The sequence below is a fragment of the Bradyrhizobium sp. AUGA SZCCT0160 genome, from assembly GCF_018130105.1.
In the GTDB taxonomy this organism is placed as follows: domain Bacteria; phylum Pseudomonadota; class Alphaproteobacteria; order Rhizobiales; family Xanthobacteraceae; genus Bradyrhizobium.
Genome location: NZ_JAFCMD010000033.1, coordinates 1 through 15,599 on the forward strand (window position 1 = coordinate 1; position 15,599 = coordinate 15,599).

Below are 15,599 nucleotides of genomic sequence, written 5' to 3' on the forward strand. Positions count from 1 at the left end.
CATCAGCGGCTTGGTCCCGACGATGTTCATGACCCGTGTCAGGTTATAGGCGAGGACCGAGAGTGCCATCTCGGCGGCTACTTTTGGAAGCGTTTTGGTGAGGAAATGTGTCGCTCCCATGCGGGCTTTCATCGTGCCGAACGGATGCTCGACCGTCTCGCGACGCAGGCGCATGGCTTGTGGGTTTGCATCAAGGCGCTGCTGCACAGCTTCGAGTAGATGCTCATGCTCCCATCGTGGAATCCGCCGCTCTGGCCCTGTCGTGCACTGCGATTTAAGCGAACATTCCTGACAGGCTGTGGTCCAGTAGCGCCGTAGCCGCTTGCCGTCCTCCTCGCTCGTAAAGCGATAAGGCAGTTGTTCCCCGGCTGGACAGCGATAGGCGTCCTCATCTGGCAAATAGACAAAGTCCTGCTTGCCGAAGCGGCCATCTGACTTGGCACCCGACGTCTGCGGCTTGGGCAGAGTTACCGTGATGCCGGCCTCGTGACACGCGAGGATCTCCAGGCTGCTGAAGTAGCCGCGATCGGCAACGGCCTCGAGCGTCTCGGTCTCGAGAACAGCCTTGGCCTGCCTGGCCATATTGGCCAGTTGAGCCCGATCTGAGCCGCTGTTCGTTACCTCATGCGTCACAATCAGATGATGCTCGGTATCCACGGCGACCTGCACGTTGTAGCCGACGACGCCGGACCCACGCCCGCTCGTCGCCATCGAACGGCTATCCGGATCGGTCAGTGAGATTTGCTGGTCGGGCGAAGCGAGCATCTGCTTCTCGTAAACGGCAAGCTTGCCCATTTCCTCCTTCAGCTTCGTCAGTTTCTCGGTAAGCCTCGTCACCTTCGCGGCCAGTGCCTCCGTCGGCTCCTGCCGGTCGGCCGTGTCAAGTTGGCTCAGATAGCGCGCGACGCTCTCCTCCAGCTGGGCACGCCGCCGTTCCACCTTCGCCCGCGTGAAGTTCTTGTCCCGATTGTTCACGGCCTTGAACTTGCTGCCATCGATGGCAACGCTCGCCGTCGCGAGGAGACCCATCTCTCGGCAGAGTTCGACGAAGCGCGCACATACCCTGCGCAGCGCCAGGCCATTGTCTTGGCGGAAGTCCGCAATCGTCTTGTGATCAGGTGCGAGCCGACCCAGCAGCCACATGACTTCGACATTGCGCCCGGCCTCGCGTTCGAGCCGCCGGCTCGACTGCACCCGGTTCAGATAGCCGTAGATGTAAAGCTTGAGGAGAACCGAGGGGTGGTACGATGGCCGACCAGTCGCCGCTGGTTCCACTCCCTCAAAGCTCATCTCAGCCAAATCGAGCGTATCGACAAACACGTCGATCACGCGAACGGGGTTGCTCTCGTCAATGAAATCATCAAGGCATTCGGGCAATAGCGTCCACTGCCCACGATCCGCCTGCTCAACGAAGCGCCGCATCAGCTTCCCCCGCAGAATCACGAGAGAATAATAGCAAAGCAGCGGCGTTTTCACACAGCCAGGGTCAGTCGCGTCACCTTGAAAGCCTGCCGTGACTTCTGCTCTTACTCGATCATCGGACATCGCCGACGAGGGGCGCCAGGTCCGAAAAGCGCCAACAGATAAGCGCGCGTGCAGTAAGGCCGGGAGCAATGCCTAATTGATGGAGGGATCTTAGGTGTCGCGCCTAGTCGTGGTTGATCTAAATCTCGCTTCCATCGACGTGGATCAGGAACAACAAACTCTCACTTAAGCAATACCCTCGGAAATAGGCGTTTGTTGCTGCGGTGCGCCTAAAACACCAAACTGTAGGAGTTGGAAGCATCGGTATATATCCCTTCATTCCTGCATAACAGGAACAGAGCCTCAACAGCTTGCGTTATTACATTTGTTTCTATTTGTTTGGGAGGCCGTCCATGCGCCTGATTTTGGGAATAGTCGCGATTATGACAGTCCCGGCTTGGTTGTGCATAGATGTAGATTCTGCTTCAGCACAGACCTTCATTGATCGATGGTCTATCATTCCAAAAGCGCACGCAGAACCGGCACCCGAGACACACGACAAGACCAGACAAAATCCTCCGCTAGAGCAACCCCCGACCGGGGTGGAGACGGCTCGTCGTCCGGAAGAGCGCTCAGCCCCTCGACCTTCAAACCGGGTTTTTTCTGGAAAAGCCTCTTACTATTCATATCCGACAGGAAAAACAGCGAGCGGTGCCCCGTTCATTCGGCATTCACTGACCGCTGCCCACCGCAAACTACCGTTCGGTACTAGAGTTCGTGTAACTGATCTTGCGAGCAGCAAGTCCGTAGTGGTTCGTATCAACGACCGGGGACCTTGGGTACGCGGCCGCGTCCTCGACCTTTCGCTCGGCGCTGCGCGCAGTTTAGGAATTACGGATCGCGGCGTGGCCCAGGTTTGCGCTGAGGTACTTTAGCTTGTGTCTGCTAAGCGGAAAGTCTCGCAGCAAGAAAATGGATCGCGCTACAGGCCGATGTCCTCCTGTCATTCGCCTTGGCTTGGCCGGACCACGGCGACTCCCCGGTGAACGGACATTCTCAGGATAGGCGGGCATGTCTCAAAAGTGCCAGCAGCGGAAACAAAAATGCGCTGGAATCAGGCCGCGGTGATCGCGGCCTATGCACAATTACACAATCTCTGGATTGCTTATAAACGGACATCCCCCGTCATCGTCGGTCGATGTCCGCTCTTCAGTGGTAAAGCGGGCATTGGCATGGACGAACTCGACGGCCGACCGCACCCAATGTTGCATACTACCGAACAGACAAGTTGGTAGTCGTTGTCTTGAACAGCAGAATAGCTAAGGCCGGCAAGCAGACGAAAGCTTCATGACGTCCGAGGTTTACGGCCCACTCGACACGGGCCGATTTTGCGACACGGCCGGAGGTCGGCTTGATCTCTGCGATCGGTGCAATATTCGCACCTTCGTCCAAGGCGATCCTTTGGTCGATTTGGTGGCGACCATGTGACTTGAGGACCCGTTCGAGACGCCGATCGACCAGAACGCCTGGCGCGAGTAGCAAGAGCAACTTCATCAAAATAACTGTTCCATTTCAGAATTGAAATTTAATTTGTAGGCAACTAGTCTTGGACAACTGCTATCGTCGATCGGACGAGAAAGTTTGATCCCGAACCTATTTTTCCCCGGTAGGCGGCAGCCATACTGCTGACCGATCAACGCACTCCCACGACCGCCTTCGGGCGGTCGTTTTCTTAGTAGCTTGAGCCGGCGTTTTGGGTGCACGACGGCAAGCCTACCTTGGTCACTCTTCAGACGGCCCACCATGGATCGACCTCGTCGCGATTCGCGTCGACCTGGAATCACGATTCGTGACCTCTCTCCCCGCACCAGCTGCTCGTTTCCTTGGTTGTCACCCTCCTTCCGGCGGCGGTCCTTGCGGACACCACCGAATGGCGAAAGTACATCATTCTCGAAACCGGAGCGAAAGTAGATATTCCGGTGACTATTTTCACAGAGGACGCGGGCCCGCCGGATGGCAGTACTGGACGGCGCTTCTTTACAAAGGACCACCGGGCAGATCTGACCGTGCAGTCCGTTCCCAATCCTGAGAATGACTCACCTGCCACTTTTCTTGCGAAGAGGCGGCCGCCTGCCGGTATCCAGTACAAAGTGTCCAGCATTCGAAATGGGCGGACCTGGTATAACCGCTGCAACCGGGCCAACGAATACATGAACTGCGTCTTGATCAATTATCCTGCCGCGGAAGACCGTCAATGGGATGCTGTCGTCACAAGAAGCAGCCTTTCGCTTGCGAATGCGAGGTAACAATGCAGGTGAGGCGGTTGATGCTGCAGATTTTTAGTTTCGATCAGTTCGACGGATGTGACGGATCCGGTCGAACGCCAGTAATGGTTCGCCCACCAGTCTCAATGGAGAGGCCTTGAACGGGAAATATTCCGGACCGCGGTGCCACCAGCTTCACTACAAAATTAACGCGCTCCAACGCCGTGTATGTTTCCATAGGACCGAAGCCGGAAGCAACGAGGTCGGTATGAACCTGCCATTCTCATCGGATGTTAAGAACGAGCCGTCAGCTCCGCCAATTCGGAGAGGCTTTGTCCATCCCCACCAGCAGATCGGCAACTGCTTCGTTGCAATCGAACGCGAAGCTTTACGGATCTTTTGTTCCAACACATCAACGCTGAAATACTGTGCGGCTTGCTCACCAAATCGCCTTGCTGAAACTTAGCATCCGCGCTTCGATCCATCTGCGGGTCCTTGGCGCGACACCTAGAGACTCCGAGCTTTAGCCTCGTACCATCTTTCCTGCATGACCCCCGCCGTCTTCCCAGACCGGCGGGGGTTCCGCTTTTGCAAGTTCTTTGTTTCCACCGTTGGCAAAGCCTGCGGCATTGTCATGTCGCGTCCTGGGGAGGCGCCAAATTGACGGCGCAACCCGCAGCAAAGCCGCCCGTCGATCTAGCCTCCCTCCATTAGGCGCTGAGAGAACCTGCCTCGAACGTCTGGACGGTGCGACGGTGACATTACGTAAGTCCGACTCCCTTGCTGCTGAGACCCCTGTCTGTCTCTATTTCTAACTCGACATCACGAAGCCAAGCGACCATGGTTTCCGGCGCAAGTCTTGTCGTGAACGACTTCCCTTTCTGATATTGAGGATTCTATGAAGCTCTCAATCGAGGCCGAACTTGTCTACAATTTCGTCGCTGATACGCAGGTCATCGCGAATCTGGAAGCCTCGCGAACAGGCGATCAAATCATTCTATCGGAATCGCTGGACATCCAGCCGCCGGCCAGGTTTCTTTCCGACACTACTTCCTATGGAGAACGAAGTATTCGGGCATCCCTTTCCGGCGACGTAACTATCCGATACGTGGCCTTGGTTGAAAACCATCTCCGACGGTTGCTTCCTCAATCCGGTTTACAACACGTGTGGTCCGAGCTTCCGAGTGAGGTGCTGCCGTTCCTGTTACCAAGCCGCTTTTGTCCATCCGACAAGTTCATGCGATTTGCGCAACGAGAGTTCTCGAGTGCTGGCGACGGCGTTGCTCGGATCATGGCGATCCTAGAATGGATCCATCGCCACGTCGATTATGTCGCCGGCGCGAGCGATGCCCAGACCACCGCCGAACAGACGTTTGTTGATCGGGCTGGAGTCTGCCGCGATTTCACCCACCTAGGGATCACATTGACCAGGGCGTTGGGAATTCCCGCCCGAGCCGTCAGCGCCTATGCACTTGAACTGGATCCGCCGGACTTTCACGCCATCTTCGAAGTTTACATCGAGGATAGCTGGTGGCTTATCGATCCCACACGGCTTGCACCGATCGAAGGCATTGTGCGGATAGGAAGCGGCCGTGACGCATCCGACATCGCATTCCTGACCTCCGACAAACAATGTCAGGTAATTCGTCAAACGATTAATATTTCGAGGACGCCATGAACAGGCTAAGCCACGCTCTTTGGTCCGCGTTGACGGCTTCGGCTGGCGACGCCGGTCTCACCCGATCCCATTTGCATGACAGTCGCGGTCACGTTGCGATGAGTACAGCGGCAGCCAAGCGCGTTTGCGGCTGCCGGTGATATATCAAGAAACGCGCCGGTGAACGGGCAGCGGTCGGTCACCGTGACCTGGATCGACCGGCCGCCGCTCTGGACCTTCAGCACCGTGCCGAAAGGCAGGGTCCGGTGTGCGCCGTCGGCCGCCTCATTTGTCGGTCTCAACCGTTTAGCAACTTTGAAGCGCGCATGATCGGGGGATGGACGAACCTCTCCCAGACCTGAGGAAACGTTCCCGCAATCGCTTAGGCGGCGCTATGCGTATCTCGCCTCATGGCTTCTGAGGCTGAACAGACCGCCGGAACCATCGAGATTGTCGGAGCCAACGCGCTTCGCGTTCGTGCCCCGGATTGCCGTCCCGCCAAGGCAGCCGCATCCTCCGCGCCCGAAGTAAGGCCGGCTCGGTTGGCGGCCTCTTCCGTAAAAGCCCGTGAATCGGCGCCTTTGATGTCACGCCGACCACCTATCTTCTTCGCGCCTGGCTTCGTCGTCGTTAAGACGTTCGGCAATGTCGTCAGCTACAGCCGGATCATCGGTGTCTGCAATCGGAACGCCGTCTTGCTTCTTGATCTTTTTGCCGTCGGCATTGACCGGAAAATCGCCGGACTTCAGAGGCTTTTTGGGAACTGACATCGCGACCTCCTCTTGTGCGCAAATCGCCCCGGTCAGGGCGTAAGGCGCACCCAGATCTACTCGTCTTGAGATTTCCCGCGCTCCGACTCTGCCTGCAGCCAGAACTCCTCGTCCCGGCCAACCGGGCGGCCGTGCCTCCCATAGTTCGTGAGCGCGCGCTCTAATCTCTTCCTTAGATCGCCTGGCAGCAAGGTGTTTTTGCAGTTTCTGTCTTAGTTGATCGACTCAAGCGGTAAGCCGCTGATAGGTCGTCTGGTCTGTTACCCGAGAGGCTATACGGCTCGCTTGTTCAATCTTGCGCTCCAGGTCGCGGGGGTCCTCAAGCTAATCCATGGCCAACCTCCGTCCAATAAGACGGCCCGGGCCGGAAATGGTTCAGGTTCCTCACCTAGAAGGACTCCATTTTGTCGGCGCGCTTCCTATCTTCCGATCGTTGTTTTGTTGCGTGAGGAATTGCCCATGAGTAATCCCAAAGCCGTAAAATACCGTCGCTTAGCGCTCATCGAACCCGACCAGGACAAAGCGCGCTTGCTCCACAAGCTGGCTGAAGAGTCCGAGCAAGGCATTCTCGTAACGGCAGACTGGCGGGCCCGCCCCTCAAGGGCGGCAACCGCGCCTCAGCCTGTCAATTGCAAGACGCCTTAGAACTTGCGATGGTTAGAAATAATAACAGGCCTTGGACGGAGGAATGATCGCCGGCTGCTTGAATTGCGAGACAGCGGCAGGTCTTCACTTTCAGTAGCCGTGGCTATGACACGATCGGTCTCTGCAATTAGAAAACGCCGAGCCCGGGCGCAATCCACCTCAAGCCATACTGATAGAGGGTGATGCGAAGATCGTCGTCCGAACCCTGCATCCCGACGCGCGCAACCAAGGTCCCCTCTTCCAAAAATTGGCTGCATGAGATCAAGCACGATGGCTATACGGCCGAAAACTACGCCGCGGCTCGCAAAAGCCTGCGAAGCCGCATGGACCGATTACCTGCCGACGCGCACTCCCCGCCCATTTCGATGACTGGCGCCACCATGGCGCTTGGACTGCTGAGCAATAGCGCGACGGGACCGGCGAGCGCGGCGCGCCGCCGTGGCCACTGCCTGGATAATTTCGAGGTCCGAAGAACGCTCGGCCGGGGTAACTCGGCAGGAACGACTCGTTCCGCCTTTCGTTGGTAATTCGGGAGGACAGAGGGTGAAGCCTGAGGATCTATTGATGGCGTGCCCAAAAGTGCGGCGAGTGGCCGATGGTGGCTAACGAGCGTAAGGCACTGTGGTCGCGAAAGCGTACAATTTACTGCGTCTACTGCGGCCATCGAGAAGCTGCCCCGGAGCCGCTCAATTATCTTCGAAGCGGTAGTCAAATCGCGCCATGGGAGACTATGAATGCGTCCTCCGATTATCGTCATATTCGTTTGCCCGCAGTGCGGCGCAGGCTATCAGACCACTCAAAGGCCTCAGACTCAAGGAGCGAGCGGCCGCTTCAAATGTGAGTTTTGCCAGACCGACGTCTATGCTTGGTCCAGCCCATACACCTATCTTGATTGGCAAACCGTCGAAACATTCACCTAGGCCGATCCGCGAGACGCCATCCAGCGGAGCGAAGGATACTTAAATGGACCTGCTGTTGTCGATCGACTTGCCGCATTGGCTCATGATCGCGGGAGCTGTTTTAGTGACCATTGACTCCCTTGGTCTGGTAGTTGTCCGGAACAGACAAGCCGCGAATAATCCTGATCCACAACCTGACTACGCGCCCAGATGCCGCCGCTGCCAAACCTGCTCGATTCTGTAGCGTAAAAGGGCAACAAATGGGGCTGAAGGCTAAGAAATGACGAAGACACCGGCCGCAGTTGAACCACAGAAGCCGATCAGCAAAGCGGAGCGCGAAGCGCGTAAGGCATTCCGACAGGTCGACGCCGAAAAGGCAATGACAGAGCACGAGATGGCGCAAAAGGCGTTCTCAAAAAACCGCGAGCGTCTCAAGGCCGAGCGGCTGGAGCGCGAGGCTGCAGCGCCACCGCCCACAAAAGCCCCGCCCAAGGCAAAGAAATGACAGCTCCGAGTCCAGCGAGACGGCGTTGGACCTCCGAAGGGGAGCAGAAGCTTGATGAGCTCCTCGATGCCGGAAAGGAAGCCGCCGAGATAGCTGTTGAACTGAATCGAACACGCCAAGCTGTCTATGCTCGATTGCAACGGCGGTACAGAAAACGAGCAAAGCAGTTCGGCTTGTCCAGCTCCGGCTGAAGATACAGCGCAATCCCGAGTATGCCGCGGCAGTTACGAACCCTAGCGCTGGGGTCGTTTGCCTAGCCGCTACGTGCGCGCTCCAATGGGTCATGCTCGAGCTCACCGCCGCCCTCGAACGCTCCGACTGCTGGCACATCTTTTATGGTGACGTTCAGGTCGGCGCGATCGCGGTCCAGTCAGGGCTGCCGGTCAAGGCCAAGCAATGGAGATGGGACGCCGGCTTCTACCCGGCATCACATCGCGGTCGTTCCCGTAGCGGCTATGGGTCAAGTTTCAACGAGGCGCGGGCCGGCTTCGAATCTGCCTGGAAAGCCTATTTCCCGCGATGCACCGAAGGTGACTTCATCGAGTACCGGCGCCAACGCGCCTGGACGGCTTGGAAATACGCCATGCATCAAGCCAGCCGCCGTTGCCGACGCAATCGACTAGCGGACGGGCTCGCCGTTTCTGTGGCGCCACGATCGATTTAGCGGCGACCGACCATCTCGCGTGTTTCGATCGGCGGCATGAAGTGATGTCGATGAAGGGCGGCATACGTCAGGTTCTATGACACAAAGGGCCGTCTCGCCCTTTAAGGTTTTGCTACGAATTGATGTCAGCCTAGCGCCATTGCAGATAGGTCGCTCGAGCGATAGCGAATTCCTAGTTTAACCCGACCTGCCCGGTTGCCGGTCTCCATAGGAGGCCCACTATGTTCGAGGGCTTCGTGATTGCAGTTTTGCTGGTGCTTGGTGCATCGCACCTAGATCAGTACGTTTGCAATGGCAAGTACACCGACGGCACCATGTCGATGCTGCGACAAATCAGGCACTCGTTTGGCGTTTGAGGGTCAGATCAGTGGGCGCCGCTGCGTGCACGGTCCCGTCTCGGTAGTGGGCTAGGGTTGGGACGGAACCGTGCCAGGCCGCGCGGGGTTGGCGGCCCGATCTGATAACGCGGTGCCGTTAGAGCTCGTAAATGCGCGCGTGGCTGAGGGTACCGGGGCCTCTGGTAGGAACCTCAACAGCACCCCTCCGTATCGCTCGGTCGATTATCACGGCTATCGACAAGATCGTTCGCCACATTGATCTGGCGCAATCTGTCCGATGGTCGACCTGCGCTGCCGCATGTGCAGTCTTGGTCACGCGACTGATCTTACTGACTGCTGCACCGAGCCATCTCGCGGCGGCGGCCCCGAAGGTTTCGAAAGTGTGGGGCTTCTGGAGTCCGCAGCAAACGAGACCCGAGAAGACACAAGTTGCCCGCATCCTGGCCGATGATCCGCCATTGAATCTTTATTCTGAGAAGGGCTCCTACATGCGGACGGAACGTTAACCGTCACGCTTGCAAGGGAGCCATCGTGGGGCGGCTAACGTGACCGCCGCTTTCGTCCCGCATTAGGTGAGGATTTGACTCGTCTCTTGATGCCGATCAGGCGCATCATCGTGGATCGCTGAGAGATGGGCTGTGGTGCAGCAACTTCGGGCACTTGTTGACCTTCATACGGCGGCGGCGAAGCCTCGGGCATCGGTTCGAGGTGTGCTGTAACGGATGCCCGCACAACGTCCGCAGTAATGCAGGGCTTTTCGGACATCGCCGAGGCTGGAGTTTCGAGTGACAATAGAAACGCCCGGCCCGCGTCGGTAATCTGCCAACCGCCACCATCGACAGTCACAAAATGCGAACCGAAGATGCTTAGGCCGGGCGTAAGCGCAGCTAGCCGTTTGGTTCGATCGGTCCAATCGGGGCCACTGGAAATGAGAATAGAAACCTGTCGCGTGAGTTCGGCGAGAGTTGCTCGCCCATCAACTTGACCGGCCAACACCTTCAAAACCGTGATCTGAAAACTCACGTGCGGTCTCGCGCGCCCCGGATGAAAACAAAAAAGCCGCCTCCGGGACGATCGGGGGCGGCTTTTCGATTACGCAATTACAAGCCCGGTAAGGCGACGATCAGGTTGGCAATTATTGGTGAACAAGAAGTTGACGAATTTAGCTAATCTCGGCTTTTCGACCTTTAGCCGACTGCAACCGGAACCGGCGCGTTCCCGCTTGCCGTCGGGTGCTCAAAGCCGTCGCTGATCGATGCAGCGATCCTTCACTCATCGGGGATCATGTAGTCGTCTTGGTCCCGCTGAGAGATCGACAACAGATCGAGCTAACGTTTAGTACCAGCGTCCTCGGCCGTACCAGCCGCCGCCGCCAAGCAGCAGAACAAGAAGTACAATGATGAGAAGTGTGGTGGTATCCATGCGTCTTACTCCGCCTGCTGCGTAATTGCGCAGCTTGGAATTCTAGCTATGACAACGTTTAGCCGGTGGCCCCGGTTCCAAGACCTAGCGAGGCGATGGGGTTACGTTGGGTTAGTATTCGCTATTCAGCGACCAGGCATACGGCGCCATGGCGGCGAACCGTCCGAAAATTATCGAACGACAGATCGAATTCCACCGGCAACTGCTTTGGATCCCAAAGGTAAGGTCCCGAACGCGACGCCGACGAAGTCAGCGTCTCGCCAGACCAAGCGACACTGGGCCGGCGCGCCGTTGCGTAAACTCCGACAAGCGAAACCATCATCGCGAGAAAATCATGATGATCATGAACACAAATACGAGCGCACTCGCGACGACCCCATAAATTAGATCGCCGCGCTCGCGTTTCGTCATGACGTTTAGCTGCTCCAAACGAACGCCGGCTCCGGAATTCGTCACGTCGCGAACGCAGCAAGCTTGAGAGTCCGGCGATGGCACTGCAGGACTCCGTCAAACACATCATGAGCGAAACGGAATTAAAGAAAGGTTTTGATTTTTCTTCAGCCACGGTAACAGTGCGGGCTTTTCAAGCAAAGCTGTTGGAAATGGCACAAGCCAACATGCAATTTGCGCTTGAATTCGGACCGAGGCTTGCGTCGATTAGGTCGCCCTTTCAGTTACTCCGCGTCATTGAAGAGCTCACAAAAGAGCGGATCGCAATGTTCCGCAAGTTCTCGAATGAAATGGTTGAACTAAGTATTAAGCGATGAAGTCGGCACTTATCCGATCAGCGACACTTGCATCTTTACGGACATGTGGCATCGCGTGATCGCGTTGCGAACGATGCTTGAATATCACGTCATCAATGGAAACGTGAGCGAGGTTGTCGTCCCCCTATCGCTGCTTTCCTGATCAACTGCGCCGCCGATCTGACGTGCAAGCGAGGCAATCAATTTGAGGCCAGATCCGTTTTCGTTAAAATTCTGGATGCCGCGGCCGTTGTCGGATACCGTCAAACGGGCCTCACCATAGCCGATGCCTCCTACCAGGCGCACGCTTATCCTTCCGCCCTCCGGGCCGAATGCATGCTTGATACTGTTCATCGCAGTCTCATTTAAAATGAGGCCAACCGGCAAGGCGCGATCAATACTTAGTTCGAGCTCGTCGCATTCGACCTCAACCTCAACACCGTCGACCTGCTGACGGATCGCTCCGCAAAGAGCGCGCAAATAATTGGAGAGCCGGACGTTTTGGCCTTCGTCCCGAAACGAAAGCTGATCATGAGCGAGAGAGATCGCATGGATGCGGCTCGCAACGTGATCCAGCGCGCGGTGGGCCCCCTCCTCTGCGTACCTACGTTTCTGAATGGAAATGGAGGACAGAACGAGTTGAAAGTTATTCTTTACCCGATGCTGCATTTCCCTAAGTAAGACCTCTCGCTTTTGGGCCTCGGCGGCGGCAACCATTAGGCGTGCTTCTTCCGGCCGTTCTCTGCCGCGAATCTTCGTCGCTATAAGGGCTGCAGCAGCAGTCAGAAAATCCGTCGTATCCTCAGTGAAGTTCCTTGGCGTGGTACTGTCGACCTCCAACACACCCCAGGCCGCGCCATCTATCAGTACCGGCACGTTCGTCACCGAGACGATTCCGTGCTCCTTCAGGAAATCCGACGCAATGTACTCGTCTTGGTCGCGGAAATCCCTGATGCTGACTGGCTCAGCCGTCTGAAATGCCCGCCCGGGCGCAGAACGCAGATCGATGGTGAAGGTGGAAGAGCGTACAGCGCCTTCCTTCCATCCGACACCGGCGGCTAGGAGGAGATCTGACGTGCTCGGACGATATTGCAGAACCTTTACATGGTGGATCTCCACCGCCCGGGCAATCTGGACGACGGTCTGTTCCAGGAAGCGATTTAAATCGGCGTTCTCACCCGCCAGTCGCCCAATATCGACCAGAATGCGAACATGCCGCCGGAGCTTATCCAGCACGCCATCTTCGCTTGCCTCGCATGGACGTTCTTCCATCAGCTTCTAACATTCTGTTTCCCAAAAAGTGCCCCCGATCGTTGATCGCCGTCGTTATCCCGAGAAATAGAATACAGACGCGTGCCACGCTTGTGCAGACGCTGGGGATTTTTTTTTGCCTTTGGTAGCCAGCGTCTGCCACTCGGCCGCTTAGTTATCACTCCGTCTAGGGGGACGCACAATCTACGCTACAACGGCTGGGGTCATTCGTAGACCCATCGGGAGCGGGGTTAAATGGCCATGTCGCCGCGCACAACAACATTCCGCTCTCCGGCGGCGATCGCAAAGCCCAAGCGAGGGGCATCCGCCAGGCGCACGCTGCACAACAGCCAGTTCGAGAACTCGCTGGCAATCTGTTGCCTCGGTGTCCTGCTGGCGCTCGCCGGCCACACTACCCTACCCGTAGGTTTTCAGCCGACTCCTTGCCGCGGTTTGCCACGACCTCATAGCTCACCTTCGTACCTTCATTGAGGCTGCTTAAGCCAGCCTTCTCCACCGCCGAAATATGTACGAACACGTCCTTTCCGCCATTGTCGGGTTGGATGAAACCAAAGCCCTTGGACGGATTGAACCATTTCACAGTACCTATCGCCACGTTCGTTCTCCAGTGTATCGCCCCCGGCGCGATCCTAAATGGGGCGCAGCTAAGCGCGCAAGAAAAACCCGCCGGGTTGAGTCGGCGGGCTATTCCAAAAGCTGCCTCGACGCCGACGACTTCTTTGCCGGACAACAACTTGCCCATCTCAACCCGCCCGATTCAGACGGCTAGTGTAAACGTCGCCAATCGGAACGCCCAATTCTCTGAACGCCGCCCCCATCTGGCGCGCTACTTCGCGCCCTTTTTCGCTCAACTGCCGCTGAGCTTTCATGTCACCGAAGTTCAGCGGGTAAACATCCTTTTGACTGTCGTCTGTCGCAGCGTGACGAATTACAATGACAAGCCCCCCTTGTTTAAGAGAGGACAACAACGCTTGAACATCCAATGCGTATGCTGGAACAGCACTCAGCAAAAACAGAGCGCTCCAAATCATTGACCGTTTTATCATTTCGGTTCTCCAACTCCGCAAGGTTCCGAAAGCAAAGATCAGTTAGTATCACAGCATGTTGCCATACATTTTCTAGCGATCTCTACCGTGTAGATTATCTATCTCTTCGCCGACGTACAGTCCGCCGTCATTTTTGACGAAATGCTTTTCCTTGTCAGGCCGCCTCAGGGAGCGCCAGTGAGCTAGGATCCGACCGAGAGTGTCCGCGCGGATAAATTTGCCACCGGGGCTCGTGTAGAGTTCTGCTCTTTTGTCGTCCATGTACTGTCCATTTCCCGGGCGCGTATTGTGCGATGCGACCGTTCAGGATGTAATAGCCGATCCGTTCGTGACGCATCTCGGAACCCCAGTCGGCAGTGCAACTTTTGCGGGACTGTTGCATGCATGCCATAGCAGCGGCGCCTCTCATCCCCTAACCTTCCTCAACTAATGATTGGGGAGTGATTCAAATGCGATCGATCTTTTTGACGCTGGCGACGGCGGCCGTAGTCATTTCTGCACCTGCGATGGCCGCAGACATGCGTATGCCTGTTAAAGCCGCGCCGATGGCTGCGCCTATCTTCACCTGGACCGGATTCTATATCGGCGGATTCGTCGGAGGCGCGACCGGCGACCGTAATGCTCGATCGACTGAACCGTGTACCGTAGTTGGCGCAGCTTGCTTTGGCTTGTTTACAGTTGCCGGCGTAACCACCCCCAACGACTATTCGTTGGGTAGCAGCTTCATCGGCGGCGGCACGGTCGGCTACAACTGGCAGGCGCCTGGATCGCAGTGGGTTTTTGGCCTTGAGGGCGAAGTAGGTTACCTCCACCTGCAAAGCTCCGTTCGCGATATCAACGCGCCGCCCCCCGCCCTGTCCCCGGGCGGCTTCGATTCTACCCGTATTGGTGACGTTTACGGCGTTATTGCGGGCCGCCTGGGTATCGCAATTGATCGGCTGCTGCTCTACGGCAAGGGCGGCGTCGCGTTTGTCGAGAAGAACCATAACTACGTATCGACGGTGGGCGTGACGAGCGCGAGCCTCAGCAACAGTCACACTCAGACGACCTGGGCGGCAGGCGCCGGCTTGGAATGGGCGTTTGCCGGTAACTGGAGCGTTAAAGGCGAGTATCTCTACATTGCGGCCCGCGAGACCTATAATACCACCGGTGTCTGTACAGGCGGCTTCTGCGCTCCGGTTGCTACTTTTACCAGTGCTCATAGCGACCCCGGCGTCCATACCGGTAAGCTCGGTCTCAATTACCGTTTCTGACTTGACATCTGTTCAGGCTGATTAAAGGGCTGGCGCACCCCAGCCCTTTCGTTGTGACTGGCTCAGAAAGCTTCGACAGCTATCCAAAAGCTCCAAATTCGACGGGAGCGCTTAAGCGCTCCAGACTCTATGATGTCGGCTCCGAGAGATTGAGCCGAAGACGCCTGCTGGCCCGCGGTTAGAGTGGTTTGTTCAATTTGGGACTTAAGCGCGGCGGTCGCCCCGCACGAGAATGCGATGCCTCTGCGTGGTACTCGAGCGCGAAGCGAGCCTTCGCTTCGGCCAACAAAGCGTCCAAGCTTGCCCAAGGGCAAAATACGGACGGTACCGCAGCAGTAGTGCTGGCTTAATTCGGACCTCTTCCGAAGCACTACGAAGTTCGAGTCATGACCGTTCATGGCGCCTTAGGACACACCGCTGTCAGCTTTTTAGGAACTTCAGCGCGTTGCGACGCTTTCACCTTCTGCCGGGGAGGAGGGTTTTTTCATGTCGTATATTTTGAAACCCGGTCGGGGCCGTCAGTCGAAAGACTGGCGGCCTTTGCCGTTTAGGGCCGCGACAATAGCAACACAGGCCAGGGCGGGAGTGGTCGGGTAGCAGCTCTGTGCCACTTCTTACCTCAAACTATGGTGGGACCTATATCCGAGTTGGCAC

At 56.9% G+C, this 15,599-nt stretch carries 17 protein-coding genes; 9 read left to right on the plus strand and 8 right to left on the minus strand.

Translation table 11 applies throughout. From position 1 onward, the window contains the following. A partial coding sequence (locus tag JQ558_RS33995; protein ID WP_212296454.1) for an IS1182 family transposase occupies positions 1-1,422 on the minus strand: 1,422 nt, incomplete at its 3' end. Between the two features lie 485 nt (positions 1,423-1,907). Between JQ558_RS33995 and JQ558_RS38435 the strand changes: the two genes are divergently transcribed. The 4 genes from JQ558_RS38435 (at position 1,908) to JQ558_RS34015 (ending at position 5,406) form a co-directional block, all read left to right on the plus strand. Then, complete coding sequence (locus tag JQ558_RS38435; RefSeq protein ID WP_212215047.1) at positions 1,908-2,399, plus strand: septal ring lytic transglycosylase RlpA family protein; 492 nt, start codon at positions 1,908-1,910, stop codon at positions 2,397-2,399. A 168-nt stretch (positions 2,400-2,567) separates the two neighbouring features. Beyond that, positions 2,568-2,759 carry a hypothetical protein gene (locus JQ558_RS34005; RefSeq protein ID WP_212296455.1) on the plus strand — a complete coding sequence of 64 codons (192 nt, stop codon included), beginning with the start codon at positions 2,568-2,570 and terminating at the stop codon, positions 2,757-2,759. Between the two features lie 588 nt (positions 2,760-3,347). Beyond that, positions 3,348-3,770 carry a hypothetical protein gene (locus JQ558_RS34010; RefSeq protein WP_249119759.1) on the plus strand — a complete coding sequence of 141 codons (423 nt, stop codon included), beginning with the start codon at positions 3,348-3,350 and terminating at the stop codon, positions 3,768-3,770. A gap of 856 nt (positions 3,771-4,626) precedes the next feature. Continuing rightward, the gene (locus tag JQ558_RS34015; RefSeq protein ID WP_212215019.1) at positions 4,627-5,406 is read left to right on the plus strand and encodes a transglutaminase family protein; all 780 of its coding nucleotides are present in this window, start codon (positions 4,627-4,629) and stop codon (positions 5,404-5,406) included. Positions 5,407-5,411: 5 nt separating this feature from the next. Here JQ558_RS34015 and JQ558_RS34020 read toward each other — a convergent pair whose 3' ends face one another. The 3 genes from JQ558_RS34020 to JQ558_RS38440 all read right to left on the minus strand — a co-directional run bounded on the left by JQ558_RS34020 (position 5,412) and on the right by JQ558_RS38440 (position 6,346). Further along, on the minus strand, positions 5,412-5,687 hold the full coding sequence (locus JQ558_RS34020) for a septal ring lytic transglycosylase RlpA family protein (RefSeq protein WP_409363448.1): 276 nt from the start codon (positions 5,685-5,687) through the stop codon (positions 5,412-5,414). 285 nt (positions 5,688-5,972) lie between these two features. Further along, complete coding sequence (locus tag JQ558_RS34025; RefSeq protein WP_212215021.1) at positions 5,973-6,155, minus strand: hypothetical protein; 183 nt, start codon at positions 6,153-6,155, stop codon at positions 5,973-5,975. 56 nt (positions 6,156-6,211) lie between these two features. Continuing rightward, positions 6,212-6,346, minus strand: a complete 135-nt coding sequence (locus JQ558_RS38440; RefSeq protein WP_409363449.1) for a DUF2934 domain-containing protein — start codon at positions 6,344-6,346, stop codon at positions 6,212-6,214. Between the two features lie 1,633 nt (positions 6,347-7,979). Here JQ558_RS38440 and JQ558_RS34035 point away from each other — a divergent pair. The 3 genes from JQ558_RS34035 to JQ558_RS38005 all read left to right on the plus strand — a co-directional run bounded on the left by JQ558_RS34035 (position 7,980) and on the right by JQ558_RS38005 (position 9,224). Next, positions 7,980-8,204, plus strand: a complete 225-nt coding sequence (locus tag JQ558_RS34035) for a hypothetical protein (protein WP_212215023.1) — start codon at positions 7,980-7,982, stop codon at positions 8,202-8,204. Between the two features lie 283 nt (positions 8,205-8,487). Continuing rightward, positions 8,488-8,868 carry a hypothetical protein gene (locus JQ558_RS34040; RefSeq protein ID WP_212215025.1) on the plus strand — a complete coding sequence of 127 codons (381 nt, stop codon included), beginning with the start codon at positions 8,488-8,490 and terminating at the stop codon, positions 8,866-8,868. Positions 8,869-9,089: 221 nt separating this feature from the next. Next, positions 9,090-9,224 carry a hypothetical protein gene (locus JQ558_RS38005; RefSeq protein WP_283814205.1) on the plus strand — a complete coding sequence of 45 codons (135 nt, stop codon included), beginning with the start codon at positions 9,090-9,092 and terminating at the stop codon, positions 9,222-9,224. A 522-nt stretch (positions 9,225-9,746) separates the two neighbouring features. Here JQ558_RS38005 and JQ558_RS34045 read toward each other — a convergent pair. Next, positions 9,747-10,229, minus strand: a complete 483-nt coding sequence (locus JQ558_RS34045; RefSeq protein WP_212296456.1) for a hypothetical protein — start codon at positions 10,227-10,229, stop codon at positions 9,747-9,749. An 887-nt stretch (positions 10,230-11,116) separates the two neighbouring features. On the opposite strand from JQ558_RS34045, the gene JQ558_RS34050 reads away from it, so the two are divergent. Continuing rightward, positions 11,117-11,395 carry a hypothetical protein gene (locus JQ558_RS34050; protein WP_212215029.1) on the plus strand — a complete coding sequence of 93 codons (279 nt, stop codon included), beginning with the start codon at positions 11,117-11,119 and terminating at the stop codon, positions 11,393-11,395. 84 nt (positions 11,396-11,479) lie between these two features. On the opposite strand, the gene JQ558_RS34055 is transcribed toward JQ558_RS34050, so the two are convergent. From JQ558_RS34055 to JQ558_RS34065, 3 genes are all read right to left on the minus strand, one after another. Further along, a complete protein-coding gene (locus tag JQ558_RS34055) occupies positions 11,480-12,646 on the minus strand; it encodes a sensor histidine kinase (protein ID WP_212215031.1) in 1,167 nt (388 codons plus the stop codon). Positions 12,647-13,037: 391 nt separating this feature from the next. Next, positions 13,038-13,241: a cold-shock protein gene (locus JQ558_RS34060; protein WP_212215054.1), complete on the minus strand. Its 204-nt coding sequence runs from the start codon at positions 13,239-13,241 to the stop codon at positions 13,038-13,040. A 148-nt stretch (positions 13,242-13,389) separates the two neighbouring features. Further along, entirely contained in the window at positions 13,390-13,692 is a 303-nt protein-coding gene (locus JQ558_RS34065) for a histidine phosphatase family protein (protein WP_249119760.1), read from the minus strand. A 449-nt stretch (positions 13,693-14,141) separates the two neighbouring features. Here JQ558_RS34065 and JQ558_RS34070 point away from each other — a divergent pair, with 449 nt between their 5' ends. Beyond that, positions 14,142-14,945, plus strand: coding sequence for an outer membrane protein (locus JQ558_RS34070; RefSeq protein ID WP_212215033.1), 804 nt, complete (start codon positions 14,142-14,144; stop codon positions 14,943-14,945). Positions 14,946-15,599: the final 654 nt, after the last annotated feature.